At 39.2% G+C, this 26,883-nt stretch carries 19 protein-coding genes; 10 read left to right on the top strand and 9 right to left on the bottom strand.

The window, feature by feature from the left end; genetic code table 11:
- From EDC17_RS03470 to EDC17_RS03435, 8 genes are all read left to right on the top strand, one after another.
- On the top strand, nt 1-207 hold the full coding sequence (locus EDC17_RS03470) for a YwbE family protein (RefSeq protein WP_132776759.1): 207 nt from the start codon (nt 1-3) through the stop codon (nt 205-207).
- 242 nt (nt 208-449) lie between these two features.
- The gene (carA, locus tag EDC17_RS03465) at nt 450-1,550 is read left to right on the top strand and encodes a glutamine-hydrolyzing carbamoyl-phosphate synthase small subunit (RefSeq protein ID WP_132776758.1); all 1,101 of its coding nucleotides are present in this window, start codon (nt 450-452) and stop codon (nt 1,548-1,550) included.
- Between the two features lie 449 nt (nt 1,551-1,999).
- Entirely contained in the window at nt 2,000-2,845 is an 846-nt protein-coding gene (locus EDC17_RS03460; RefSeq protein ID WP_132776757.1) for an RteC domain-containing protein, read from the top strand.
- A gap of 249 nt (nt 2,846-3,094) precedes the next feature.
- The gene (locus tag EDC17_RS03455; RefSeq protein ID WP_132776756.1) at nt 3,095-3,448 is read left to right on the top strand and encodes a helix-turn-helix domain-containing protein; all 354 of its coding nucleotides are present in this window, start codon (nt 3,095-3,097) and stop codon (nt 3,446-3,448) included.
- A 26-nt stretch (nt 3,449-3,474) separates the two neighbouring features.
- Nucleotides 3,475-3,768: a helix-turn-helix domain-containing protein gene (locus EDC17_RS03450; protein WP_080779246.1), complete on the top strand. Its 294-nt coding sequence runs from the start codon at nt 3,475-3,477 to the stop codon at nt 3,766-3,768.
- 98 nt (nt 3,769-3,866) lie between these two features.
- On the top strand, nt 3,867-5,342 hold the full coding sequence (locus EDC17_RS03445) for a DUF3945 domain-containing protein (RefSeq protein ID WP_132776755.1): 1,476 nt from the start codon (nt 3,867-3,869) through the stop codon (nt 5,340-5,342).
- 6 nt (nt 5,343-5,348) lie between these two features.
- Nucleotides 5,349-7,433, top strand: coding sequence for a type IA DNA topoisomerase (locus tag EDC17_RS03440; protein ID WP_132776754.1), 2,085 nt, complete (start codon nt 5,349-5,351; stop codon nt 7,431-7,433).
- Entirely contained in the window at nt 7,433-8,314 is an 882-nt protein-coding gene (locus tag EDC17_RS03435) for an ORF6N domain-containing protein (RefSeq protein ID WP_132776753.1), read from the top strand. The genes EDC17_RS03440 and EDC17_RS03435 overlap by 1 nt, the downstream gene beginning before the upstream one ends.
- 43 nt (nt 8,315-8,357) lie before the next feature.
- Here EDC17_RS03435 and EDC17_RS03430 read toward each other — a convergent pair whose 3' ends face one another.
- A complete protein-coding gene (locus EDC17_RS03430) occupies nt 8,358-9,116 on the bottom strand; it encodes a Swt1 family HEPN domain-containing protein (protein ID WP_132776752.1) in 759 nt (252 codons plus the stop codon).
- Nucleotides 9,117-9,137: 21 nt separating this feature from the next.
- Nucleotides 9,138-11,270 (bottom strand): DUF262 domain-containing protein, encoded by a 2,133-nt coding sequence (locus EDC17_RS03425; protein WP_112376288.1) that lies wholly within the window; start codon nt 11,268-11,270, stop codon nt 9,138-9,140.
- 182 nt (nt 11,271-11,452) lie between these two features.
- Here EDC17_RS03425 and EDC17_RS03420 point away from each other — a divergent pair, with 182 nt between their 5' ends.
- Both EDC17_RS03420 and EDC17_RS03415 read left to right on the top strand, forming a co-directional pair.
- On the top strand, nt 11,453-11,890 hold the full coding sequence (locus tag EDC17_RS03420) for a DUF1896 domain-containing protein (RefSeq protein WP_037438527.1): 438 nt from the start codon (nt 11,453-11,455) through the stop codon (nt 11,888-11,890).
- Nucleotides 11,877-17,294: an N-6 DNA methylase gene (locus tag EDC17_RS03415; RefSeq protein WP_132776751.1), complete on the top strand. Its 5,418-nt coding sequence runs from the start codon at nt 11,877-11,879 to the stop codon at nt 17,292-17,294. Before EDC17_RS03420 ends, EDC17_RS03415 begins: the two co-directional genes overlap by 14 nt.
- 9 nt (nt 17,295-17,303) lie before the next feature.
- On the opposite strand, the gene EDC17_RS03410 is transcribed toward EDC17_RS03415, so the two are convergent.
- From EDC17_RS03410 to kdpA, 7 genes are all read right to left on the bottom strand, one after another.
- Nucleotides 17,304-18,125, bottom strand: a complete 822-nt coding sequence (locus EDC17_RS03410; protein WP_132776750.1) for an RteC domain-containing protein — start codon at nt 18,123-18,125, stop codon at nt 17,304-17,306.
- 62 nt (nt 18,126-18,187) lie between these two features.
- On the bottom strand, nt 18,188-19,924 hold the full coding sequence (locus tag EDC17_RS03405; protein ID WP_132776749.1) for an ATP-binding protein: 1,737 nt from the start codon (nt 19,922-19,924) through the stop codon (nt 18,188-18,190).
- Between the two features lies 1 nt (nt 19,925).
- Nucleotides 19,926-21,047 carry a sensor protein KdpD gene (locus EDC17_RS03400; protein ID WP_123247943.1) on the bottom strand — a complete coding sequence of 374 codons (1,122 nt, stop codon included), beginning with the start codon at nt 21,045-21,047 and terminating at the stop codon, nt 19,926-19,928.
- 78 nt (nt 21,048-21,125) lie between these two features.
- Nucleotides 21,126-22,193: a porin gene (locus EDC17_RS03395; protein WP_243646001.1), complete on the bottom strand. Its 1,068-nt coding sequence runs from the start codon at nt 22,191-22,193 to the stop codon at nt 21,126-21,128.
- Between the two features lie 197 nt (nt 22,194-22,390).
- The gene (locus EDC17_RS03390; RefSeq protein WP_129758664.1) at nt 22,391-22,951 is read right to left on the bottom strand and encodes a K(+)-transporting ATPase subunit C; all 561 of its coding nucleotides are present in this window, start codon (nt 22,949-22,951) and stop codon (nt 22,391-22,393) included.
- 22 nt (nt 22,952-22,973) lie between these two features.
- On the bottom strand, nt 22,974-24,983 hold the full coding sequence (gene kdpB, locus EDC17_RS03385) for a potassium-transporting ATPase subunit KdpB (RefSeq protein ID WP_132776747.1): 2,010 nt from the start codon (nt 24,981-24,983) through the stop codon (nt 22,974-22,976).
- Between the two features lie 20 nt (nt 24,984-25,003).
- Entirely contained in the window at nt 25,004-26,692 is a 1,689-nt protein-coding gene (kdpA, locus tag EDC17_RS03380; RefSeq protein WP_132776746.1) for a potassium-transporting ATPase subunit KdpA, read from the bottom strand.
- Nucleotides 26,693-26,883: the final 191 nt, after the last annotated feature.

The following is a 26,883-nucleotide window of genomic DNA, read 5'->3' as shown; positions in this document are numbered from 1 at the left end:
ATGAAAGACGGGAAAACAAGAGCAGATATTAAGCCTGGAATGCTGGTTAATATCGTGTTGAAGAAGGATCAACGTACGGGCAATTTGACCGAGGGGATAGTAAAAGATTTGTTGACATCAGCAGCATTTCATCATAGAGGAATAAAAGTGCGATTGACAGACGGACAGATTGGGCGCGTCCAAGAAATCATTGAAGATGATTTTTAAATATAATATCCGGTGAGGTCAATATTTTCACTTTTTACTTTTTAAGTTTTAAATTTATTTCTACCTTTGTCCCTCGTGAAATACGACACTTTTGACCCTGTACAACACGACTTCAACTTCAATGTTATCATTGAAATATCATATTTTTGATACGTTTAGCCCATTTGGGCTTTTTTTGTGTCTATACAAATCGAAAGTGAATACACTACATAATGAATAATTTATTTTTTTTAATATAAAAAATGACCAGCTACAGTAAATTACCCGCAATTTTAGTTTTAGAAGATGGTACTGTTTATTACGGTAAAGCAGCCGGAAAAATTGGTACAACAACTGGTGAAATTTGTTTTAACACAGGTACAACAGGATACCAAGAGATTTTTACAGACCCTTCGTATTTTGGACAGATCATGGTTACGACCAATGCGCATATTGGCAACTACGGTGTGGACGAAGATGATACAGAATCTAACAAAATTCAAATTGCAGGATTAGTTTGTAAAAACTACAACATCAACTATAGCCGTAAGATGGCTGATAGTTCTATCCAAACTTATTTTGAAGAACAAAATTTGGTAGGTATCTCGGATATTGACACACGTTCATTGGTGCGCCACATCCGTGACAAAGGTGCTATGAATGCAATTATTTCTTCAGAAAACTTGGATGTAGAATCTTTGAAAGCTGAATTAGCGAAAGTTCCTTCGATGGCTGGTTTGGAGCTATCTTCTACAGTAAGTACTACCGAGCCTTACTTCTACGGGGATGAAGATGCTGCTGTACGTATTGCTGTATTGGATTTGGGTATCAAGCGCAATATCTTAAGAAATTTTGACACGCGTCAAGTATATGCTAAAGTTTTCCCTGCAAAGACATCTTTCTCAGAAATGGAGGCTTGGGGCGCAGATGGTTATTTCATCTCCAACGGTCCTGGTGATCCATCAGCGATGGATTATGCAATCATTACGGTAAAAGAAATCTTAGCTGCAGATAAACCAATGTTTGGTATCTGTTTAGGTCACCAAATTTTGGCATTAGCAAATGGTATTCGCACTGAAAAGATGTTCAATGGTCACCGCGGTATCAATCACCCTGTGAAAAATATTATTGCAAATCGTTGTGAGATTACTTCTCAAAACCACGGTTTCGGTGTAGTGCGAGAAGATATTGAGAATTCAAAAGACATCGAAGTAACACATATCAACTTAAATGATGATTCTATCGAGGGTATTCGTGTGAAAGGTAAGAAAGCTTTCTCTGTACAATATCACCCAGAGTCATCACCAGGTCCACACGATTCTCGTTATTTGTTTGACGAATTCGTTAGCATGGTAAAAGCATAATTAAGCATTACTGTATATAAATTAAAAGGGGCCGTATCAAAACATCAAAAGTTAGATACGGCTTTTTATTTTTTAATCGTCAGCTTCTTTCCTGAGTATTTCCTGAATTTGATATAATTTCCTTTTTTTGTGGAAAAAGATTAGAATGGCTGAAATTAGCTAATAAAGAGTAGTTTACAAGAACCGAAAGTGGTATCGGTAACGATTTAGTAATGGTGCTTACTGCACTCGCTTTCATCTGATTACCTTGTAAATCATTAATGCAAATGTAATAAATATATGGGTAAAGTACACTACTGCTTTACGCTTTTTTTCGTCCAAAAAGAGAAAAAAATTCCCCCATAGGGGGCAATCTGTGATATTGGTTTCAATATTATTCCCAAATTTTGGCATATCAACAATAGATGCAACTCCGAAACAAATAGTGAGAACTTCTAAACGACTATGCTATGAAAATCGTGTTGAATAAAATATTAGCGCAAATTCATCATCAGGAAGAGAAATTTTCTTCTCAAATGATGCCAACGGCGGAAGAGGCTTATCAAATGACCTTGTTCCTAAAGGAAATGTTGTTCAATATAAAAGCCCAAGTCATACAGGATGGATTTACAAATGAGCAGCAAGAAATTGACTTTTTCAAGAACATTAAACCACAAATCTTAGGGAAGCTCATTTACTATAACAAAGTCTTCCGCATCGAAACTACCTGCCCTGTAAGCAATGGTAAAATACATCAAAGCTATTATGAGAACCAATTAAAAGCCCTCAAATTAGAATATAAAGAAAGGATTTGCAATGAGGATTTTTACAGATACTACCGTGCTGGCAGGACAGACCGTGACCATACTTATTTCAGGCTCGGACAAATCAATTACCACGATGGATTAAAGAGTGGTGTATTTGAAATTGACCTTAGTTTTTCAACCTATTATGATAACAAGATAGCCTATATTATAGCGAACGAATTACTTTATATTTATATGCTTACTAAAATCAGCCCCGAAGAAAATCCAGATTTAATTTTATTAAATGGAGAAGCAAACAAGGATATTTCGTGGACAAATTCTCAAAATGCACTTATCGAACTGATATACGCCCTGTATGCTTCAAATTCCATTGCATACGGAAAAATAGGCATCCGAAAATTAGCATTGATTTTTCAAGTGCTATTCCGAACTCCCTTAAACGATATACATCACTCTTTCCACCGAATGAAAACAAGGGCAGGCTCCCGAACGGCATTTTTAGACCAGCTCAAAATATCCCTCGAAGAATATATGGATAAAGACCTTTAACTATTTCAATACAGTGATTTCAAAGCAGTACACAATATGTACTGTTTTTTTTTGCCCATATCTGCCAATTGGCAAATGTTGGCAAATCCCTGTTACAAAATACTCAAAATGCCCCGAACCCCTTATTAAACCAGGGGTTTCCCTAAGTGTAAAAATTTTCAAAAAACCGCCAAACCAATTGGCAAGGATTGGCAGACAAACACTGCCACCTTTAACAATTTTGCATAGTGAACATTTAAAAGCTGTGCAATGAAAATTATAACTATCGAAGAAGAAGCGTGGCAACAGCTAAACAGCCGTATTAATGCCATTGCCGACTACCTAAAAAGATTGGACGAAACCAGCTATGATGACCTGTGGCTCAATAACCACGAGGTATGCCAATACCTACACATCAGCGAAAAGACCTTATGGCGTATGCGCACCAAAGGCGAGGTTGCTTATTCAAAAATCTACGGTCAGTATTTCTACACCATAGGAGCAATTAAGGATATGCTGAATGCCAATGCCATACAGAGCAGTGATGAATTTGTGCAGGAGCTTATGGCAAAAGGCAAAAGCTATATCGAAAAAGGCAGAAAACTAAAGACAGATACAAAATAGGTATGAACCCTTAAAAGTATATCCCTATGAATATTGACAGAATGGAATTTTTGGCGTGGATGGAACGCTTAATGGGTCGCTTGGATATGCTGGGCGACAATATAGATGAACTGCAAAAGAAACGCAACAGCATAGACGGCGAGGAATTGCTGGATAATCAGGATTTGCTTCAAATGCTTAAAATCAGCAACCGCTCCCTGCAACGGTATCGCTCCATTGGCAAACTACCCTATTATACGATAAGCGGAAAGCTGTATTATAAACTATCCGATGTACATCAGTTCATAAGAGAGAGCTTTAACCCACCCTCAACCAAATGAACGCCAATGAAAGACAAAGGCTGCCTTTGAGTGCCACTTCGGGCGATACAGCCAACGCTTCATTTACATTCGGCGGTAAACTTTAAATTTTTCAGATTATGAGCGAACAAACAACAAATAAGCAGGAAATGCCCGAGCAATTATCGGACATATTATTGGTGCTGGATAAAGAAAAAATGAAAATCCAAGCTGTAAAAAGCATTGATGAAAACGGGAAAATGGAAACCGTTGAACCCACGAAGAAAAACCAAAACCAGTTTATGCGTGTGGACAAAAGTGGCGATTTCTTTTCCAATTTCTTCTCCAATTTTTTCAGCCAGTTAAAGAACCCTACCAATTTTTCATTCTTCAAAGTGCCTGCACCTGTCGCAGTTGAAAAAGCACAGGAAATGCAAAAGCAGGTTGATAAGCCCACTCCCGAAGGAGAAAAAGTGATGAAAGAACACGAAGTAAAAACAGAACCGCAACAGGATAAAAAACAAGAAAATCAAAATAATATGGCAACAACACAAACAACACCGGAAGCGAGCGAATACCGCTACAAGCCGGAGCAGATTGATTGGGACACAATGAACAATCTCGGATTAAGTAAGGAATATCTTGAAAAGAGAAACCTGCTTGAACCTTTATTGAAAGGTTATAAAACTAATGAACTCTTACCGATTGGCGTTAACCTCGGTGGTACTATTCTCCGCACGGATGCCCGCCTGTCTTTACAGCAAGCCGAAGACGGAAAAGTTGTAGTAGGAATACACGGCATCAAAAAAGAACCCAACCTGCATTTTGAATTTTTCGGACACAAGTTTACGGATGAGGACAAAAAAAACCTGCTCGAAACAGGCAATATGGGGCGTGTAGTTAACCTGACCAACACCAAAACGGGCGAACTGATGCCGTCGATTATCAGTATAGACAGGCTGACAAATGATGTAATTGCGTTGCGGACGGATTTCATAAAAATTCCCGATGAAATTAAAGGCGTGAAACTGAACGATGAGCAAAAGCAAACTTTAATGGAGGGTAAACCACTAAAGTTAGAGGGTATGATTTCCACCAAAGGAACGGAGTTTTCGGCAACGGTACAGTTCAATGCAGACAAGCGTTATGTTGAGTTCCTGTTTGACCGCAATAACTCCAACAGGCAGACCCAAAGCAATGGGCAAACTCAAAACAACGGACAAAGCAATCAGCAAAGCCAGCCGCAGGAAGCTCCAAAAACATTCAGGGGCAAAGAACTGACCGATGAGCAGCATAAGGATTTCAAAGCCGGGCAAACCGTTTACATTGACGGATTGAAAGATAAGAAAGGACAACCGTATCAGGGTTATATCACTTTCAACAAAGAAACCGGAAAAACTGATTTTGCCTTTCCAAGCCAAGTTAAGGCACAGGCAAAACCTATCGAAGCCCATAAAACACAAACTGCCGTCAATTCAGAGGGCAAAACCAACGAAGCGACCAAAAACATCAAAGAGCCTTTGAAGTCGGGGCAACAAAGACCGAAAAACAAACAACAGCAGGAACAACAGGAAAAGCCGAAAGCTCCTGCAAAATCCAAAGGCGTAAAAAGGTAATCAAGTATGAAAACAATCATTGCAGAAAAACCAATCGTAGCAAGGGAAATAGCCGGACTTGTGGGAGCATCCAATAAAAAGGACGGCTACCTGACAGGTAACGGCTATTTTGTTACGTGGGCATTCGGTCATTTGATAGGATTGGGAATGCCCGAAGATTACGGGGTTTCGGGATTTGATAAAGCATCATTGCCAATGCTCCCAAACCCGTTTTTGCTGACCGTCCGGAAAGTGAAAAAAGACAAAGGTTATACAGCGGATACGGGTGCATTAAAGCAACTGAAAGTCATCGAACAGCTTTTTAACCGTAGTAACAGCATCATTGTAGCCACCGATGCGGGACGTGAGGGCGAACTCATTTTCAGGTACATTTATGAATACCTGAAATGCAACAAGCCTTTTGAACGGCTTTGGATTAGTTCGCTTACCGAAAAAGCCATTAAGCAAGGGTTTGATAACCTCAAAGATGGAAAACAGTTTGATGGATTGTACCAGGCGGCACAAGGCAGAAGCCGTGCCGATTGGCTCGTGGGCATCAATGCTACACAGGCGTTGAGCATAGCCGCAGGAAATGGCATTTATTCGCTCGGAAGAGTGCAAACGCCTACACTGGCTTTGATATGCAAACGCTATTTGGAAAACAAAAATTTCTCGGTAAAGAAATACTGGCAGATACAGTTATCGCACAACAAAGAACTGATAGATTTTAAAAGCCTTTCCAAAACCAAATGGGAAGACCAAAAACTTGCCGATGATACGCTGAAAGCCATTCAGCGAAGTAAAACGGCAACGGTTACATCGGTGGAAACCAAAAGCATTACAGAGCAACCGCCTCTATTGTTCGACCTTACTGGCTTGCAAAAAGAAGCCAACAAAAAGCTGAACCTTTCTGCGGAAGAAACGCTCAATATTGCCCAAAGCCTTTACGAAAGGAAGTTTATCACATACCCACGCACCGGAAGCAAGTACATTCCTGAAGATATGTGGGCAGAAATCCCCAACCTCGTAAGGGCTTTGCAGGACAGCGAAACCTGCAAGCAAGCCGTAGGGAAATTGAAATGGGGACGGTTCAATAAACGTATTGTAAACGATTTGCGTGTTACCGACCACCACGGATTATTGATTACTGATAAAATCCCATCAGCCCTGAACGCAAAGGAAAACTCCGTTTATGATATGATTGCCTTTCGATTGCTCGAAGCCCTTTCACAAGCCTGTATCAAAGAGATAACCGATGTAGGTTTACAAGCGTTGCATTATGATTTTACAGTAAAGGGTTGTAAGGTTATAGAAGCAGGCTGGCGTTCCATCAAAGGTAGTTTTTCAGATGATAATACCGAACCTGTACAGGATTTGCCCGAACTGAAAAAAGGCGATGAACTAAAAATAAAAGAAGCCTCCGTTTTGGAAAAGAAAACCAAACCACCAGGGCTTTATACTGAAGCAGGACTTTTGTCGGCTATGGAAACTGCCGGAAAGGAAATCGAAAATGAAGATGAACGCAAGGTTTTACAAAACATCGGTATTGGTACTCCGGCTACCAGATCCGCAATAATAGAAACCCTGTTTACCCGCAACTATATCCAACGAGAAAAAAAATCCCTAATCCCTACCGAAAAGGGATTGCAGGTGTACGAATTGGTCAAAGATCGTAAAATTGCGGATGTGGCAATGACCGCCGAATGGGAATTGGCTTTGCAAAAAATCGAAAATAACGAAGCCGATGCAGGGGCATTTCAAAAAGAAATGGAAACTTACGCCTCATCTATTACCAATGAATTGCTACAAACTTCCATTGCCCAAAACAACCTGCCTAAATTGGTTTGCCCGAAATGCAAAAGCCAACAACTCATTATCCGTGATAAAATAGTGAAGTGTCCTGATGAAGTTTGTAATTGGGTACAGTTCCGCAATGTGTGTGGCGTACAAATCGGCTTAGCCGATATTGAAAACCTTGTCAATAAAAAGAAAACTTCACTTATCAAAGGAATGAAAAGCAAAGCCGGAAAGAAATTCGATGCTTATATCGTGTTGAATGAGGATTGCAAAACCTCTTTTGAGTTTGCCAAAAATAAAAGCTACAAAAAGTAATGGAAAATAAGCCTACCATTAGCACAAAGGAAATCAGAAATCTGATTTATTCCATACGTGGAAAGCAAGTGATGCTGGATAGCGACCTCGCTTCCTTATATCAGGTGGAAACAAAGAACCTCAACAAAGCAGTAAAAAGAAATATTGAAAGGTTTCCCGTTTCTTTTTGCTTTCAACTGACCGAAGAGGAAGTTGAAAACTTGAGGTTCCAAATTGGAACCTCAAGTTTAAGCTACGGTGGAAGACGGTATTTGCCCTATGTTTTTACTGAACAAGGGGTTGCAATGGCTTCTGCCATACTCCGTTCAGATATAGCGGTTAAAGTCAGTGTTGAAATTATGGAAGCCTTTGTAGAAATGCGAAGAATGCTTATCAGCAATGCTTCTCTTTTTCATCGTTTGGATAAAATTGAACTGAAACAATTAGAAGCCGACCAAAGATTTGAAGAGATTTTTAAGGCTTTGGAAAGTGATAAACTCCACAGCGAAAAAGGTATTTTCTACAATGGGCAGGTTTTTGATGCCTATGCCTTTGTTTCCGATATTATTCGAAGTACCAAAAGCTCCATTATCCTGCTGGATAATTATGTGGATGATACCGTATTGACCTTATTGGGCAAGCGAAGCGACAATGTAACCGCAACAATTTATACCAAAAGCATCAGCAATCAGCTACGGCTGGATGTACAACGGTACAACAGCCAATATCCTCGGATTGAAGTTGAGTTATTTTCGGATGCTCACGACCGATTTATGATAATTGACGGCACGGAACTTTACCATATCGGAGCATCACTGAAAGACCTGGGCAAAAAATGGTTTGCCTTTTCGAGAATGGATATTGAGGTTGGCAGAATGCTCCAAAACTTACACAACCAATAAACAAACCCTCTGAATTATCAGAGGGTTTGTTGTCTAATCTATACTATAATTGTAATTGGGCTGTAATACTCTTATAATAAACTTTTAGTGCATCACGTTCATCATTACCAACGTAACTATTGTGAGCAACTAAACACCGTATCTTGTATAATTCATCAACCATTACATTCAACCAATGTTCATTCTGTTTAGGGAAATATTTTCCAAAAATTATCCAATTTCCAACTATTATTTTCCCTAACTCTATAAAGTCGCAATAAAACAAATCACTATTACCTCGTATGGGTAAATATTTACTCTCTTGTTCGCTTTTCTTCAATTTATCTATTGTGTCTTGTACTTTTCTGGGAATATTTACTGTTTCTGTTTTCATTATTTCTTCAATAAATATTCTTAAAGAATTTTCAATACAATATAAATACAAATAAACTTCCGACATTTCTCGCCCTTTCTGTTGTATATCTTGGGGTAAAAGGTTTAAATGACCAAAGTTTACATTTTGTTGTATTTCCTCTATACTATCCAATAAGGAATTTTCATCCGAAATTAGAGGATAGAATATCTGATTAATGTATTTTCTTCGTTCTGCATATCCACCTTTGGCTTGCATTTCTCTCCTAAATTCCTGAAGTGTAACACAGATTTTAAATTCTTTTGGTTGGTTAGTTTTGAACTTAGCAGACTTATTCAGTTCATTTTTTAAACTTTTATATTCTGCTTCATTTTCACTTGTTATAGTAACATCGGTGGATGCTCCTGTAAGTAATATTTTTAAACGTTCAATGTTTTCTGTATAATTCATTTAGATTAATATTTCTATTGGTTATTCTTCTCTACTCTGTGGCTCTTCTTCTTGGAGCATAAAATCAAGGAATAATAATTCTGCTTTGGCAGTTTCATCTTCAAACTTTAAGTCCCAACGCTGTTCCATAAATTCCAATAATTTAGTGCCTCTATCAAGGATAGTATCAGAGTTCCAAAAATCATATCCTGAAACTTCGATTTCAGAATGTGAACCATCAGAATAACCTTGTCTTATTTTTTCTTTTTTGTCATTATATTTTGCATTCTTCTTGTCATCAAAGCAATCATTTTGTAGGCTTGAATTTATACTTTGTGATAATGGCAAAAGATTTCCTAAACTTCCTTGAAAAAAAGGTATCTGTGATTTTTTGTAGCCTTTGAAACTATCTTTCCAACTTTTATGTGTGGGAGTTTGAGGATAAATATGTTCAATAGAAACTTTGTCTTTTTCACTTTTTACAAATAACTTCCAATCAATCTTTTGGCTTCCTCTTTGTCTTACTTTTTCCATTTCATATTCATATAAGAAATACCGAAGCCCATTCCAGTAATAAAACCCACCTCCGCTTTTGAATTTCTTATCAATAAATTTTTGGAAATATGTATAATCGAAATAGGTTTCTTCGGAATTTTCAGGTGTATAAAAACAGTAACTCATTCTATCATTCAATCGTTGAATAATACTGTCGATTGTCAATTCTCCGTTTCGCAACTGTCTTGCTGCACGATAAAATTCACTATTTCTATATGTCGAAAAAGCTCGACTAAGCCTGAACGTAATAAATATAAAACGTTCAATTGCTTTAAGTAATTGAACTCGCTTATCCGAATTAATATCCTTGTTTAAAAAAGCTACGGTTACAAGCGGACGGAAATAAATTATACCAATTCTATTCAATCGGTCTATCCAAAGGCTTTCTTGTGCAGTTAGGTCTGAGTTGTTTACCGGATTGTGCGTATTATACCAGTGAACGGCAGCAGATTTTAAACTGTTTACATAATCTTCAATTTCTTTTGGAGAAAGTTGGGAACGCATCACTATTATTTCTTCTTCTCCATTTGCCTCAACTTCTTCTTGGTCGGTATCTTCATCTTCTCTAACTTCTTCAAATTCCTGTATGGAACTAAGTCTTACTTCAGTTTTAGCATAAATATTTTGTGGTGTAAACTTCTGTTCTAATAAAAACCTTATGTAATCGTCGCCTTTTTCCCTTGTGTATTGAAAATACATAATCCAATGAGCAACTAAAAAATCATCATCGTTGAGTGGATTTTTTTTGTTTCTTCCAAGTTGGTAATAGACTTCTTTCCACGCATCATTGATTTTCTCACGCAAAGAAATCCGTTCATCATTTTTTAACTCTTTTTCATCATATAAAGTGGTTAAGTAAATCAGTCGATTTTTAAGAAGCTCCAAATTTGATAACTTTTTTCCACGATTATTCATCGTTTCAAATGCAACGAAAACATCAAAGTCATCACTTATTTCATAGACATTAAACATCATATTCTGTGTGACCTTTTTGAACAACGCTTCAATTTCACTCAAACCATATTTATCAAAATAATTTTGCAGATTTTCTTTGAAAAAGCGTTTGGCATTTTCAAGGTTGAGTGTATAAAAAGTTTCCTGAATTGTTCCGCTATTGGGTTCTAAAAAAATTTTATGTCGTAGAAATTTGAAACTTGGATTATCAACCTCGTATCCAAACTTGTATGTTTTGATAATGAATTGTGGGGGTTTTTCAATTACCAAATATTCTTCCTTAATTGCTTTTAGGCTGAAAGAACCAAGATAAATTTCTTCGTCCTTTTTATCCTTGTTTTCAGGAATAGCTTTGAGTTGTTCCGAAATAGCTTGTATAAAAATTACAAATGTTGTCAGGCGTTGTTGCCCATCAACAATATGAAAAGGTTTAAAACCTCTATCTTCGATTAGCCAACGTTCGTCATTCCAACTACTCCAAATGTTTTTATCTACTTTTTTTAAAGAGAGTAGTCCTGTATAATGAAACCTATCAGTTGGAAGATTAACCAAATCCTCCCAAAAATCTTTTAATTGTCGTGTCGTCCAAGCATAGCCACGCTGGTAATCAGGAATTTTAAATATTCTGTCTTTAAAAATACTTTTTAGGGGTTCTAATTCATTCATTATTTATAGTCTGTCGATTAATTGTTTGCTTTGATAGCTCAAAAATACAAATTAAATCCCCGGTTATTAATTTCCTTACGACAAATCCCGCCTCTCAAAGCCAAACCCTGCCACATTTTTAAAGGCTCTTATCTACTGCTATAATTTTGAGTTTCAAGTAAAATTCAAAACAAAATTATAGTATGAATACACAACAAAAAGACCTATCGTATTTCAGATTACGACTGCAAGAATTATTAAACACCAGCTTCCCCGAAAAAGCAAACGACCAAAAATTTATTGAGCAACGTTCCTCGTGGGCTACCAACGCTTACGAAGGTGCTTTTCAATCAGGAAATAGCATTGAAAAATGTAATGAAATAGCCAACTATATTCTGTTTGAGGGCTTGCACTTCTCCAAATTTGACACTGTGTTTCAAGTGGTATGCAATGAGTTTGATACCATAATGGCAGATGAGGAACTGCGATCGTTCGCCCTGAAAATGTTCCCGGTTTGTGAGCCTGTTTTCTCTGGCTACCAACTAACCGATGATTTCGCTTATAAGACAGAGTACGACCTGCTCTATACCGAAATAACCGGAACCATCGCAATATGGATAGCCGAAAATGGGCTTCAGTAAACGCCAACATCTCCAACAGAACATTGATGCCCTACGAATTGCTTTTAAACTGGAGAAGGAGAAACGACAAGCCACCGTAGGCGAAAGACAGTCGATGATGCAATACAGCGGATTTGGCGGTCTTAAATTCGTTCTGAACCCCATAGCGAACGAAATAGACATCAATAATTGGCGGAAAACAGAACACGACCTTTTCCCGATTACGCAGGAACTCCACAGGCTGCTCAAAGAAAATTCAGAAGACGAAAAGCAATACCGCAGGTATGTGGACAGTCTGAAAAGCTCGGTACTGACGGCTTTTTATACACCGCCACAGGTCATAGATGTGATTTCCACAACCTTGCGTGAAAGCGGTCTTAACATTGATAAATTTCTTGAACCCTCCGCAGGTATCGGCTCATTCATACAATCCTTTTCGGAAAACCAACAAAGTGTTATCGCTTATGAAAAGGATTTGCTGACAGGTAAGATTTTAAAACAGCTTTATCCCGATAGCAATATTCGTATAAGTGGTTTTGAAGAAATACCCGAAAAGGAACAAAACAGCTATGATGTAATCGCCAGTAATATACCGTTCGGCGATACTTCCGTCTTTGATTTATCCTATTCCCGAAGCAAGGACAGTGCAAAAGTGCAGGCAGCCCGAAGCATACACAATTACTTCTTTCTGAAAGGAACCGATATGCTCCGTGAGGGCGGTTTGCTGGCTTTTATCACATCACAAGGTGTTTTAAACAGCTCCAAGAATGAACCGATACGCAGGGCGTTGATGCGGAACAATAATTTGGTTTCAGTGGTTCGATTGCCCAATAACCTGTTTACGGAATATGCCGGTACGGAAGTCGGTAGCGATTTGATTATCCTGCAAAAGAATACGGCAAAACAAAACTTGACCGAAAGGGAAGATCTGTTTTGCCAAAGCCGGCAAACGGAATACAATACGCAGGGCAATACGCTCTTTCAGGACAGCACAAGGATTGTGCATACTGACCATAAGTTAGATACCGACCCTTACGGAAAACCTGCACTCATCTATACGCATAAAGACGGCGCCAGCGGAATTGCCAAAGACCTCAAACAAATGCTTTCCGAAGATTTTGGAAAACATCTGAATTTGGATTTATACAACGGCGAACGCCGCCATGAGCCATTGTTACAAATTCCTGTTACACCAAATATTATACCTCCGGTTATCGAACCTGTAAACATTCAACCCGAACCCCAACCTTTATCTGCTCCGGTAATCAATCGGGAAAGCCCGCAGGAATTAAAACAGTTGAGCATTTTCGACCTGTTTGAGAATGCGGACGAACCTGTAATGGTTGCTGCTCCGTCCAAAAGAGCGACACAAGTAAAAAGGCAAAGCACTAATAAAAAAAGGGGTGCAATAGTGCGCCAACCCGATCTGTTCAGTAGTGCGATGCAGCAACCTTATACACCTCCTGTTACTAATAGAGCTACCAATGGAAATACATCAGCCAACGGCAAAAAACAGGAAGCTATCGGCGACCTGTTTTCACAAATAAACGGGAATGGCCAAGCTGCACAACCAACCGTTCCCGACACCACTGCCGAACCTGCTCCTTATACTGGCGAACTGCAACCGTTCCACCGTAACGATTGCCTTGTGGTGGATAAGGGTTGGGTCGGTCATCTGCAAGAGGTAGATACCGCAGAGGGTAAGGCTATTTTCCACCCTTTGAAACTGCCGGCCTTACAGAAAGCAAGAGCTGAAGCATATATAGGGGTACGTGATGTGTACCAACAGCTTTATATCAAGGAAGCGGAACAACATACCGAGCACAAGGAAGAAAGGGAGAGCCTTAACCAACTTTACGATGCCTTTGTCAAAAGGTACGGAAACCTCAACGATGCCAAGAATATCGAACTCATCAAAACGGACAGTGCAGGTAAGGAAATGCCCTATTTGGAGCGTGTCGTTGGTGGTGTGGTACACAAAGCGGATATATTCAACCGCCCTGTAAGTTTTTCTACCGTAACCATAGCAACCGACAATCCCGAAGAAGCCTTATCGGCTTCGCTGAACAAATACGGAAACGTGGATTTGGATTTTATGTCCGAAATCAGCGGTATGCCTGCCGATACGCTGAAAGCAGCCTTACACGGTCGCATCTACTACAATCCACTGCAAAAAGAATATGAAATAGCCGAACGCTGGATTGCGGGCAACGTAGTGGAGAAAGCCAATGAAGTAAGAGCCTATCTGGAAAGCAAGCCCGATGATACGGAGGCCAAAGAAAGCCTTACCGTTCTGGAAGAAGCAAGACCAAGACGTATCGAATTTGAGGAACTCGATTTTAATCTCGGTGAACGCTGGATACCCGCAGGCATTTACGCCCGTTTTGCATCGCATTTATTCGATGCAGAAGTCCGTGTCCATTATTCCGATAGTGCCGATGACTTTTCCGTAACCTGCAAACAGAAGAACGTACACATTTGGGACAAATATGCGGTAAAAGCCAATAGCAGGACGTATGACGGGATTGCCCTGCTCAAACACGCCCTTGTCAATACCACGCCCGATATTTCCAGAACAGTAGAGGTAGATGGCAAAGATGTGAAGGTGCGAGATATGGAAGCCATACAAATGGCGAATACCAGGATTGACGAAATTCGAACCTCCTTTACCGATTGGCTTCATGCCCAGAATGATGAGTTTAAAACAAGGCTGACCGATCAGTACAACGATACGTTTAACTGTTTTGTACGACCGGACTATGACGGCTCGCATCAGGAATTTCCGGGATTAGACCGCAAGGGGTTGGGCATTGGCGATCTGTATTCGAGCCAAAAGGATGCCGTCTGGATGATAAAGCTGAACAACGGTGCTATCTGCGATCACGAAGTAGGTGCAGGAAAGACGCTCATCATGTGTGCCGCAGCGCAGGAAATGAAGCGTTTGGGAATGGCTCATAAACCGATGATTATCGGGCTGAAAGCCAATATTCCCGAAATAGCCGAAGCCTACCGCACCGCTTACCCCCACGCCAAAATCCTCTTTCCGGGAATTGATGATTTTACGCCCGAAAAACGCCTGCGGATTTTCGGGGATATTAAAAACAACGAGTGGGATTGTGTGATACTCACACACGACCAATTCGGGATGATACCCCAATCTCCCGAAATACAAAAGGAAATCCTGCAAACCGAACTGGACAGCGTAGAGGAAAACCTTGATGTTATGCGAAGCCAGGGCGATGAAATAACGCAATGGATGCTCAAAGGAGCGGAAAAACAAAAGGAAAACCTCGAAGTAAAGCTCAAAACCCTGCAATACGACATCGAAAACCGCAAAGATGATATTGTGGATTTTAAGATGATGGGCATTGACCATTTATTTATTGATGAAAGCCACCAGTTCAAAAACCTGATGTTCAACACAAGGCATTCTAGGGTCGCGGGATTGGGCAATCAACAGGGAAGCCAAAAGGCACTGAACTTGCTATTTGCTATCCGTACCATACAGGAGCGTACCCAAGCGGATATGGGAGCAACCTTCCTTTCCGGGACGACCATAAGTAATTCGCTAACCGAATTATACCTGCTGTTCAAATACCTGCGACCACGGGCATTGGCAAAACAGGGCATCAACTCCTTTGATGCGTGGGCGGCAATTTATGCCAAGAAAACCACCGATTACGAGTTTTCGGTGGCTAACAATATTGTGGCAAAAGAGCGTTTCCGCTACTTTATCAAAGTGCCGGAACTGGCTCAATTCTATTCCGAAATCACGGATTACCGTACGGCGGCTATGATCGGCATTGACCGCCCCGAAAAGAACGAGATATTTTGTAACATACCTCCAACTCCGGCCCAGGAAGAGTATATCCAAAAGCTGATGAAGTTTGCCGAGACAGGCAAAGGCGAATTACTCGGCAGGGCTCCGTTATCACAATCGGAGGAAAAAGCAAAAATGCTCATCGCTACGGATTACGCCCGTAAGATGTCTTTGGATATGCGGATGGTAAGCCCGCATTACCAAGACCATCCTGACAACAAGGCTACGCATTGTGCCAACAATATCGTCAAGTATTACCACCAATTCAACGCACAGAAAGGTACGCAATTCGTGTTCTCGGATTTGGGGACGTACAAGCCGAACGAATGGAATATTTATTCCGAAATAAAACGCAAGCTTACAGAAGACCACGGCATACCTGCACACGAAATCCGCTTTATACAGGAAGCGAAGAACGACAAGCAACGCAAGGCACTGATCAAGGGGATGAATGACGGTACGGTCCGTGTCCTGTTCGGCTCTACGAGTATGCTCGGCACAGGTGTAAATGCACAAAAAAGAGCTGTTGCCGTACACCATCTGGATACGCCGTGGCGGCCGTCCGACCTTGCCCAAAGGGACGGTCGGGCAATCCGGAAAGGCAATGAGATTGCTAAACATTTTAATAACAACAAAGTGGACGTCATTATCTATGCAGTAGAAAAATCGCTGGACAGTTACAAGTTCAACCTGCTGTTCAACAAGCAGCTATTCATCGACCAACTGAAATGCAACAATCTTGGCAAACGGACGATTGACGAGGGCAGTATGGACGAAAAATCGGGAATGAACTTCTCAGAGTACGTGGCTATCCTTATGGGAAATACCGACCTGTTGGACAAAGCCAAGATAGAGAAACAGATTGCCGGATTGGAAAGCGAAAGACAAGCGTTCAACCGTTCAAAGTACAATGCTAAATACAAATTGGAAGATTATATGGCGGAATTGGACAAAGTCCAATCACGTTTTGACCGTATGAGCCTTGACTGGAATAATCTGCAAGGGCGTATTCAAAAACTGTCGGACGGAACTGTTGCAAACCTTATTAAGCTGGACGGCTTACCGCCCCATGCGGATCTAAAACAAATTGGTGCGAAGCTCAATCAACTTGCGGACAAAGCCCGTACAGGTGGGGATTATGAGGAAATCGGTAGCCTTTATGGTTTTCAGCTTTTGGTGAAAACGGAAATGTCGCAAAAAGAGGGCGTGGATATAAGGGTAAACCGCTTTCTGATACAGGGCGAGGGAAATATCAAATACACGTATAACAACGGTATCATTGCCAAAGATGAGAAATTGGCATCCATGAATTTCCTCAACGCATTGGAAAAACTACCTGCTTACATTGAGCAGGAACAAAAGAAAATTGCCGAAATTCAAAAGGATCTGCCTGTTCTGCAAGAAGTTCTGAACGGTTCGTGGAGCAAGGAGAGCCGGTTGAGTGAACTAAAAACAGAGCTCGCTGCCGTTGAACGAAAGATACAGTTGTCTATCACGCCTGAACCCAAAGAGAAGGTGCCGGAACAGGCAGAAAGACAAAATGAAACTCCAAATATTTCGGAGAGTATTGTAAGGACGAAAAGTGTTCAAAGAGGCATAATATAATGTAATTGATTATATTTCGTCCTGTTCTTCCATTTTTCTAATCAATGCATCCCGTAAGCTGTCAAGAAATTTTGTCCGGTTTATTTTTCGCGATTTAAGTTCCATAAACGTATGATAAAAATCTCCCAAACTGATATTGAATGTACTTTCAAATGTTTTGGCGATGGCCACTATATCTGAATTGCCAAATGCACCCTGCGAATGCAGTGCGTAAATCAATTCGGTTAATGCTGTTTTGCTTTCTGTCCAATTCAATGAATACCTATCGTATCCATTTTTCTGATGGCCAAGATTTAACTGATCCTCAAGATAAACCTGTATCAAATCATTGGCAATAATCTTAGCTACTTTATAATCATGAGAAGTAGAAAAACTATGGTCAGCTTCAAAATAAAAAGTATCTAAGCTTAATTTAATATCATATTTACCCCGCAAAAAATATTTATGGTCAAGATAAGTGCTGTTTGTTCTATAATACTTATAAAATTCAAGGTTGTTGTCAAAGAACCTTTTAAGTTTGTTCAGTTCAATATCAATGTATTTTTTTATGTTTTTTCCACTGCCATAGGGCTTCCTGGTTTCAATTTTGTATATGGCATTGTAAAAAATTAATTTGGCTACAATATTCGGTTTCAATTTCTTAAAAAAAATTATTTCATCTTTTTCTTCATCAAACCCCTTACCCAAAACATATAGTTTTATGTCTTTAAGGTAACTTAGTATGAGATTGACAGCTGTTTCTGCTAATTGAATAGGTTCGTCAAATTCGACCTTAAGTTCTTCTAACCTATTGTCAAGTTCTCGTAGCTTATCCTTATAAAATTTATGCATTAGGAAGTATGTGTGATTTTTCAAGACGAGCTTTTGCTATTACAGCCCAGACACGTTGAAATTTATTGATTAATATTAAAGATATTGAGCGTAAAATAGAATGTGCTTCCAGCACCATATTCACTCTCTACCCAGATTCTTCCTCCCTGAGCTTCAATAAACTCTTTGCTGATGCTTAATCCTAAACCGGTACCTTCTTTTTTGGTACCAGGGATACGAAAATAGCGTTCGAAAATCTTACTCAAAAATTGAGGCTGTATACCTTGTCCTGTATCTGTTACGGAAAATCTCAACTGATTTTCTATTTTCTCAACTTTGACATCAATTGTCGCATTTTCATATGAATACCGGACGGCATTAGAGATAAGATTTGTAAGAACCCATGCCGTTTTTTCACTATCGGCAGCAACCAGTATATTATCTTCTATATTAACCTCGATTTTAATATTCTTGTGTTCAGCAGCAGACTTATTTGCATTTACAGCATACTCAATCATGGGCTTAATTTCTGAACTAATTAAGTTTACTTGAATAGCACCACTTTCAACCTGTGCGATGTTTAATAACTCTCCGGTAATTCGTAAAAGCCTGTCAGCATCGTCCTTTATACCATTAATTAATCCTTTTTGTTCCTCATTTAAGTGACCTGTCTTTTCATTCTCAAGAATTTGAATACCTAATTGCATCGACGAAATAGGTGTTTTAAATTCATGGGAAACAGTTCCCATAAAATTGGTCTTTGCCAGATCCAGCTCTTTAAATGGTGTGATATTTCTCAGAAGAATAACCTGACCGATAAATTCACTATCCGCTTCTCCGGTTGGAACGATATTGATGTCAACAACCTCTTTCTCAAAATAGCTTTCCTTTCTGTCGGCATAAATCTTTAATTGTTCGGATTTAGCATTTTCGGGCTTAAGAAGAAAAATATCCTTAATGATATTTCTAATTAAATCATTGGTAACGGCTATATCCTGTATTTGTTTGCCAAAGAACTCTTCTTTTTTTAGACCGCAAATATTCAAAGCTTCTTCATTAGCGAAAAGCACTTTTTTGTTTTCATCAATTCCAATAACGGGATCATGAAGATTATCAATCAACGTTTCAATTCGTTTTTTGCCTTTTAGGATTTTATCGAGCTTACTCTCGGAATATTCTTCCAGCTTCTCCGCCATCGTGTTGAATGATTTTGCTAAGTCACCAAACTCATTATGGCTTTCAAAATGCACCCTCTTTTTATAATTCTGCCCAGCTATTTCTTTTATACTATCGGTTAATTCCTTAATGGGATTGGCTATATTAGAAGGTAAATTGACCAATAAAATAAATGCAATCAGGAAGCATAGTGAGCCAGTAACTGAAATGATGACAATTGCTTTTTGAGCGGTATCGTCGGCAATATCACTCTTCCTGTTGATAGCTTCCATGTTTAGACGCATTAACTCCGTGATGTCTTTCCTTATAGATGATATTACGATAGAATCTTCCGGGTTTTCTTTTAAATCTTTAAAATGTTTAACGATAAGATTGGTAGCTTCGATTTCTCCAATCTCCGTTACATTCTGCTTTTGCAGATCGAGATTTTTTTGAAAAGTATTTACAGCAGATTTGTCTGAACGAACATCTTCCAAAGACAAAAGCATGTTACGGGCATACTGTAAGGTATTGTAATTGGCAACTAAGATATTATTAGTATCTTTTTTCAGTTGGTTTACATACCAGCCACTAACAATTGCCAGTGCCAGTATCAATAAAAATAGAGCACCAACTCCAACCGTTAATTTTGCTTTAATTCTCATTTTATGATAGTATTACGAGATCAATATTTTCCTGTGACAGCTTGTTCAGCAAGGCATTGAATGTATCAGTCGCTAAAATAATTTTAGCTAAGTTTAAATGTGGTTTACCGATACAGACCGTAGTTATCTTACGATCTTCACACTCTTTGATGATTGCCTTAGTGGTGTTTTTGGCCTTTACCTTAATTATTTCTGCTCCTAATTCAGTAGCTAATTTAAAATTATTAATCAAATGCCGTTGTTTATCCAGAGCAATTTTATCAGGGCTTTCTTTAGGTATTTGCACATACATCACATACCATTTACTGTTGTAATAATTAGCTAATCGTGCCGTTTTCCTAATAACGTTTTTGGCTGTTTTTTCGTTTGAACTGATGCAGGCCAGGAAACGTTCCTTTTTGATGCTTCTTGTAAGTACAACTTCGGTTTCTACTTTTCGCTGCACCTGCGAAGCTACCTCCTTTAACGCCAACTCACGAAGCTGCAAAATATGCTCACTCTTAAAAAAATTATTAAGTGCTGCTGTTATTTTAGAGCTTTCATATATTTTTCCGGCTTTTAAACGATCTATCAAATCTTCTGCTGTAAGATCAATATTGACCACCTCATCAGCCTGAGCGACTACGCTGTCGGGAATACGTTCCTGTACATCAATTCCTGTAATTTCCCGCACTTCTTCATTCAAACTTTCAATGTGTTGAATATTTACTGCACTGATTACATTAATCCCGGCATCTAAAATATCGAGTACGTCCTGCCATCGCTTTTCGTTATTGCTACCTTCAATATTGGTATGAGCCAATTCATCAACAATCACAACTTCTGGACGAAGGTTTATAATGGCTTGCAGATCCAGTTCCTCTAATTCTTTCCCCTTATAGAAAAGTTTTCTGCGTGGAATGACCGGAAGCCCATCCAACAAAGCATGGGTCTCTGGTCTTTTGTGTGTTTCGATATATCCGATTTTCACATCGATACCGTTTCGCAATAGCGTATGTGCTTCCTGTAACATTCGATAGGTTTTACCCACACCGGCACTCATCCCGATATAGAGCTTGAATTTTCCTCTTCGGGATTTCTGAATGAGGTCTAAAAAATGTTCTGCACTTTTTCTTTCGTCCATACAATCTGTTTGCTTATATAAATTTACAAATTCCCCTTAGACAAATTGTCCAGGGGAATCATTAGTAAATGGAACTATTTAGAAACGTATCGCCAGCGATGTAACCGCCATAACGTTGTCTTTTTTCATATTATCATCTCTGTTTAAGAAAATGGCATCTTTACTATTTAAGCTTTTAACTTCTGTTCTCCATACCAAATTAGGCAGAATTTGATAATCAACGTTTATTGAAGCCCCAAATGTTTGAAATCCGTTTTCCGTTCCCGAATTGATGATAACGCCATTCTTATCCTGGTAATATTCTCCTCTTGCAGCGATATTTACTTTTTCAGTCGGGCTGTATTTTGCAATCAGTACAGGCGTATACCATGTATCGTAGTCATCACTTGCTTTTTCTTTTTGTTGTGCTCCGATATCAAAGCCAGCGATCAATGCAAATTGATTGCTGATTTGAAACTGCCCATACAGATTGTGGAAGTAACGCATCTTACGCTCTTCATCAGGGAAGTCGTTGCCTATGAAAGAACTACTGTTTAAAGTCATTTTATCTGAAGGACGGTAAGTTAATTGATGACCAAAAGCTGGTGTGCTATTGCCTTCAACCCGTTGTATTCTTTGCCAACTGTTCATCACTAAAAAAGCCATATTCCATTTACCATTATCGGTAGCATACGACAACTTAGCCCCGGTTTCAAAATAGGGCGAATTATCTGCCATCATACTTCTGGTCAGTGTAAAGCAGTCTGCCCCGATGGCACTTTCAAAACCAATGTGAGATGGTAATATACCTGCATCTAACCATAAATTTTTCGTTTTAGATAGTTTCACACCTACATTTGCTTCATAAATGTTTTTCAGCACGCCTTCTTCAGTTGCATAATTAGCATTCATATAAGAGCCTACTCCAAGAGCCAGGTTCGCTCTCATATTTTCTGTTTCATAAGCCGCTTTTATAAATCCCAAATTTAGACTCACTTCATTGCTACGGTTGTGGCTGTACACAAATCCCGGTCTGGTATTGGATTTCGGGTTATTAAAATCCTGCTGATAATATACTTCTGCATATCCACTGATGGTTAATGGTTTTTTTTCAGTTTCCTGAGCACATACACTTCCTGTTGCTCCCAGCAGAATAGCTGAGAACATAATTATTTTTTTCATCTTATTAATTTGATTTTTAAACGTGATGAAGCTATCAGATTTATCCTCCCTGTGTGGTTGAATAAATCATGATGGTTTCATTTTTGAATTATTAAAATTTTACTGTTTATTGAATACTCCTACAAGGCATTTTCAATGGCTACACATACATTTGAAAACCCGTAAGTTTTTTTAGGAATTACTTATTTAAGTTGATCCAGAGCGATATTTAATTTAAGTACATTGATTTTTTCGGGACCAAACATACCCCACAAAGGTTTTTCGGTTTGTTCATCAATTAATTGATTCAATTTAACCTCATCAATACCCCTTATTTTAGCGATTCGTGCTACCTGTACCTTTGCGGCCTGAACGGAAAAATTCGGATCCAGTCCACTTCCGCTGGCTGTAACCAAATCAACAGGTATTTCAGATTTATCAACTCCGGGATTGTGCACTAAAAAAGTATCAATTCGTGCCTGAACTTCTGCCAAGTATTCCTCATTAGAAGGACCTTTGTTACTACCTCCTGAACCAGCAGCATTGTAATCTACGGCCGATGGTCTTGGCCAGAAATAGTTGTCTTCTGTAAAAGACTGACCAATATTGACATAATGTTTCTTTCCGTTGTGCTCTATAATTTCTCCTTTTCCAGCATTAGGAGCAAACTGTGCGATACCCCAGACTGCAAGTGGGTAAATGACCGTAAAAAACAGGATCATAACAGCAGTCAATTTTATTGCGGGCAAAATATGTTTTTTCATTTTATCTAAATTTTATAAAGGATTAAAAGAAAATTGATATAAGCATATCAATCAGCTTGATTCCTACAAAAGGTATCAGTACACCGCCTAAACCATAAATAAACAGGTTTCTTCGAAGTAATGCACTTGCTCCAATAGGTTTGTAAGCTACACCTTTCAATGCTAATGGTATCAACATTGGAATGATGATTGCGTTGAAAATTACAGCTGATAGTATTGCACTTTCCGGACTGTGTAAATTCATAATATTCAGTCCTTGCAATGCAGGAATCGCTGTGATAAACAGTGCAGGGATGATAGCGAAATACTTGGCCACATCATTTGCAATACTGAAAGTGGTCAATGTACCACGGGTCATCAGTAATTGTTTTCCGATTTCTACTACTTCAATCAGTTTAGTCGGGTCATTATCCAGATCGACCATGTTTCCCGCTTCTTTTGCAGCCTGTGTACCAGAGTTCATTGCTACACCTACATCAGCCTGTGCTAAGGCTGGTGCATCATTTGTTCCATCACCCATCATAGCGACCAAGCGACCTTCTGACTGTTCTTTTTTAATGTAGTTCATCTTGTCTTCGGGTTTAGCCTCCGCGATGAAATCGTCTACACCTGCTTTTTCAGCTATAAATTTAGCAGTCAAAGGATTGTCACCCGTTACCATGACGGTTTTGATACCCATTTTACGCAGACGTTCGAAACGTTCCTGAATACCCGGTTTGATGATGTCCTGTAGCTCAATTACTCCCAATGCAATTTCGTTTTCTGATACGACCAACGGCGTACCTCCATTAGAGGATATGGCTTTCACTCTTTCTTCAATCTCTTTTGGGAAATTATTACCTGCTTTTGTAACCAGATTTTTTATTGCATCGGTTGCACCTTTTCGAATACGTGTATTTTCATAATCAATTCCTGAACTTCTTGTTTCAGCTGTAAACTTGATGAATTGAGGATTTCTAACTTCATAACTTAACGGATTGATTCCTGCTAATTCAATGATAGATTTTCCTTCGGGAGTTTCATCAGCCATGGAACTTAGTACAGCTGCTTTTATAAGTTTTTTCTCGTCAATGCCATTAGCAGGGTGAAAATGGGTGGCTTTACGGTTACCAATAGTAATCGTACCGGTTTTATCCAACAGCAACACATCGATATCACCTGCGGTTTCTACTGCTTTCCCACTTTTTGTAATCACATTGGCTCTCAATGCTCTGTCCATCCCTGCAATACCGATTGCAGACAACAATCCACCAATGGTAGTCGGAATAAGACATACAAATAAAGAGATAAAAGAAGCAATGGTAATCCCAACATTTGCATAATCGGCAAATGGTTTGAGTGTGACACAGACAATGATAAACACAAGTGTAAATCCTGCCAACAAAATCGTTAAAGCGATTTCATTAGGTGTTTTTTGTCGGGCAGCACCTTCTACCAAGGCAATCATTTTATCTAGAAAACTTTCGCCCGGTTGCGTTGTTACCTGCACCACGATTTTATCGGACAAAACTTTGGTACCACCGGTAACAGAACTTTTGTCACCACCTGCTTCACGAATCACAGGAGCAGATTCTCCGGTAATTGCACTTTCATCGATGGTCGCTAAGCCTTCAATAATTTCCCCATCAGAAGGAATGACGTCGCCAGCTTCACAGATGAAAACATCACCTTTTTGTAATTGAGCAGAGGAGATCATTTTCCCATTTTTTAATCTTGCAGGAGTTTCCTCTCTTGTCTTACGCAAACTATCTGCTTGTGCTTTACCTCTTGCTTCAGCAATTGCCTCTGCAAAATTCGCAAATAACAGGGTAAGCAAAAGGATGATAAAGACGGTAAAATTATAGCCAAAACTTCCCTGTTCCTGAGCTCCTGCCAACGTCCATAAACTCACGACCAGCATAACCAAAGTACCGATCCAAACGGTAAACATAACCGGATTACGGAACATGGTTTTCGGATTGAGTTTCACAAAAGATTGTTTCAGTGCTTCCTGAACCATATCTTTTTGAAACAATGATGTATTATTGTTCATTTCTAAATTCTTTAATCAGTTTAATAAAGTGAAAAGTACTCTGCAATAGGTCCTAAAGCCAATACCGGGAAGAATGCCAAAGCAGCTACGATGGCGATTACAGCGAATACCATCAGTCCGAAAGTTGCCGTATCGGTTTTTAGGGTTCCGTCTCCCTCTGGTACATATTTCTTTTGGGCTAACAAGCCTGCAATTGCTACAGGACCTATGATCGGTAGGAATCGTGAAAGGATAAGCACAAATCCGGTGCTGATATTCCACCAAGGTGTATTATCGCCCAATCCTTCAAATCCACTACCGTTGTTGGCAGATGATGAGGTGTATTCGTAAAGCATTTCACTCAATCCGTGAAATGCAGGGTTATTTAGAGAGTCCATAGTATATTGTGGTGATGCAGCGGCTAATGCTGTTCCTACTAATATTAGGAAAGGATGAAGCAAGGCAATAATCATCGCTATTTTCATTTCTCTTGCCTCCACTTTTTTACCTAAGAATTCAGGTGTTCTTCCTACCATCAATCCACTGATAAATACAGCAAGAATGATGAAAATAAAGAAGTTAAGTATTCCTACACCGACTCCTCCATAAAACGCATTGATCATCATTGCCAATAGCTCATTCATGCCTGACAATGCCATTGAGCTATCGTGCATAGAGTTTACTGATCCAGTAGAGATTACAGTGGTGACAATGCTCCAAAAGCCAGATGCAGGTGCTCCTAATCGAATTTCCTTTCCTTCCATTGCTCCAAGAGAATTATCAATTCCCATAGCTGCAATAGCAGGATTTCCGTTCATTTCCATGTTGATATTTGGAATGGTCAGCATTAAAAAACCTACTGTCATTACACCGAATATCATCCACGATAATTTTCTTCTTCTGATAAAATAGCCAAAGGCAAAGATCATCGCTAATGGTACGATCAGCTGAGCCACCATTTCGACCATATTGGATAGGTAGGATGGATTTTCAAACGGATGGGCAGAATTCACTCCAAAGAATCCACCTCCGTTGGTTCCTACGTGTTTAATAGGCACAAATGCCGCTGCGGGTCCTCTTGATACTTCCACAGAATCACCTTGTAAAGTGGTAATAGCGTCTTTACCTTCAAAAGTCATCGGGGTACCTTCAAATGCAAGAATGATGGCAATTACAAATGATACAGGTAATAAAATACGTGTACAAGATTTTACAAAGGTGTTGTAAAAATTACCCAAGGTTTCAGATGATTTGTCTCTGAATGCTCTAAATAACACTACAGCAGCAGCCATACCAGTTCCCGCACTTACAAACTGTAAGAACATTAACCAGTATTGTCCAAGATAACTTAATCCTGATTCCCCGGAATAGTGTTGCAGATTACAGTTTACCACAAATGATATCACGGTATTAAATGCCAGGTCTGCTGACATACTCGGATTTTTATCGGGGTTTAACGGAAGGTTATCCTGATTCATCAAAACAACCATTCCCAACAGGAACCAGACCATATTAATGGTAATCAATGCGACCATTTGTTGTTTCCAGTTCATTTCTGTTTGCGGATTGATACCGCTTATTTTGTAAAAGATTCGCTCTATCGGATTAAAAATCGGATCGAGCAGCGTTTTTTCACCGCCATAGACTTTTGCAATGTATTTACCGTAGGGTATTGCAAGCAATATCGACAGGGTAAACATTACGATTATTCCTAAAATTTCTGTATTCATTTTTATTAATTAAATATGGTTTTAAACATCCATCCGAACAGCCTGACCAATGCTAATACAATCAGGAATATCAAAGCAATTCGGGCTACATCTTTCATTTCAGTAAGTATCTTTTTCATAGCAATATTTGAATTTTTAGAAAAGCCAGATAAATGATCGAAATGAAGAACAGTATCCAGAATATGATGGAT

Source organism: Sphingobacterium alimentarium, assembly GCF_004342685.1.
GTDB classification, from domain to species: Bacteria; Bacteroidota; Bacteroidia; order Sphingobacteriales; family Sphingobacteriaceae; genus Sphingobacterium; species Sphingobacterium alimentarium.
Note: the sequence above shows the minus strand (reverse complement) of the source record. Positions and strands in the feature narration are given on the sequence as shown.

Excerpts from the sequence above, each read along its gene's own strand:
- EDC17_RS03470 (WP_132776759.1), top strand. The coding sequence starts at position 1 with ATGAAAGACGGGAAAACAAGAGCAGATATTAAGCCTGGAATGCTGGTT.
- carA (WP_132776758.1), top strand. The coding sequence starts at position 450 with ATGACCAGCTACAGTAAATTACCCGCAATTTTAGTTTTAGAAGATGGT.
- EDC17_RS03460 (WP_132776757.1), top strand. The coding sequence starts at position 2,000 with ATGAAAATCGTGTTGAATAAAATATTAGCGCAAATTCATCATCAGGAA.
- EDC17_RS03455 (WP_132776756.1), top strand. The coding sequence starts at position 3,095 with ATGAAAATTATAACTATCGAAGAAGAAGCGTGGCAACAGCTAAACAGC.
- EDC17_RS03450 (WP_080779246.1), top strand. The coding sequence starts at position 3,475 with ATGAATATTGACAGAATGGAATTTTTGGCGTGGATGGAACGCTTAATG.
- EDC17_RS03445 (WP_132776755.1), top strand. The coding sequence starts at position 3,867 with ATGAGCGAACAAACAACAAATAAGCAGGAAATGCCCGAGCAATTATCG.
- EDC17_RS03440 (WP_132776754.1), top strand. The coding sequence starts at position 5,349 with ATGAAAACAATCATTGCAGAAAAACCAATCGTAGCAAGGGAAATAGCC.
- EDC17_RS03435 (WP_132776753.1), top strand. The coding sequence starts at position 7,433 with ATGGAAAATAAGCCTACCATTAGCACAAAGGAAATCAGAAATCTGATT.
- EDC17_RS03430 (WP_132776752.1), bottom strand. The coding sequence starts at position 9,116 with ATGAATTATACAGAAAACATTGAACGTTTAAAAATATTACTTACAGGA.
- EDC17_RS03425 (WP_112376288.1), bottom strand. The coding sequence starts at position 11,270 with ATGAATGAATTAGAACCCCTAAAAAGTATTTTTAAAGACAGAATATTT.
- EDC17_RS03420 (WP_037438527.1), top strand. The coding sequence starts at position 11,453 with ATGAATACACAACAAAAAGACCTATCGTATTTCAGATTACGACTGCAA.
- EDC17_RS03415 (WP_132776751.1), top strand. The coding sequence starts at position 11,877 with ATGGGCTTCAGTAAACGCCAACATCTCCAACAGAACATTGATGCCCTA.
- EDC17_RS03410 (WP_132776750.1), bottom strand. The coding sequence starts at position 18,125 with ATGCATAAATTTTATAAGGATAAGCTACGAGAACTTGACAATAGGTTA.
- EDC17_RS03405 (WP_132776749.1), bottom strand. The coding sequence starts at position 19,924 with ATGAGAATTAAAGCAAAATTAACGGTTGGAGTTGGTGCTCTATTTTTA.
- EDC17_RS03400 (WP_123247943.1), bottom strand. The coding sequence starts at position 21,047 with ATGGACGAAAGAAAAAGTGCAGAACATTTTTTAGACCTCATTCAGAAA.
- EDC17_RS03395 (WP_243646001.1), bottom strand. The coding sequence starts at position 22,193 with ATGTTCTCAGCTATTCTGCTGGGAGCAACAGGAAGTGTATGTGCTCAG.
- EDC17_RS03390 (WP_129758664.1), bottom strand. The coding sequence starts at position 22,951 with ATGAAAAAACATATTTTGCCCGCAATAAAATTGACTGCTGTTATGATC.
- kdpB (WP_132776747.1), bottom strand. The coding sequence starts at position 24,983 with ATGAACAATAATACATCATTGTTTCAAAAAGATATGGTTCAGGAAGCA.
- kdpA (WP_132776746.1), bottom strand. The coding sequence starts at position 26,692 with ATGAATACAGAAATTTTAGGAATAATCGTAATGTTTACCCTGTCGATA.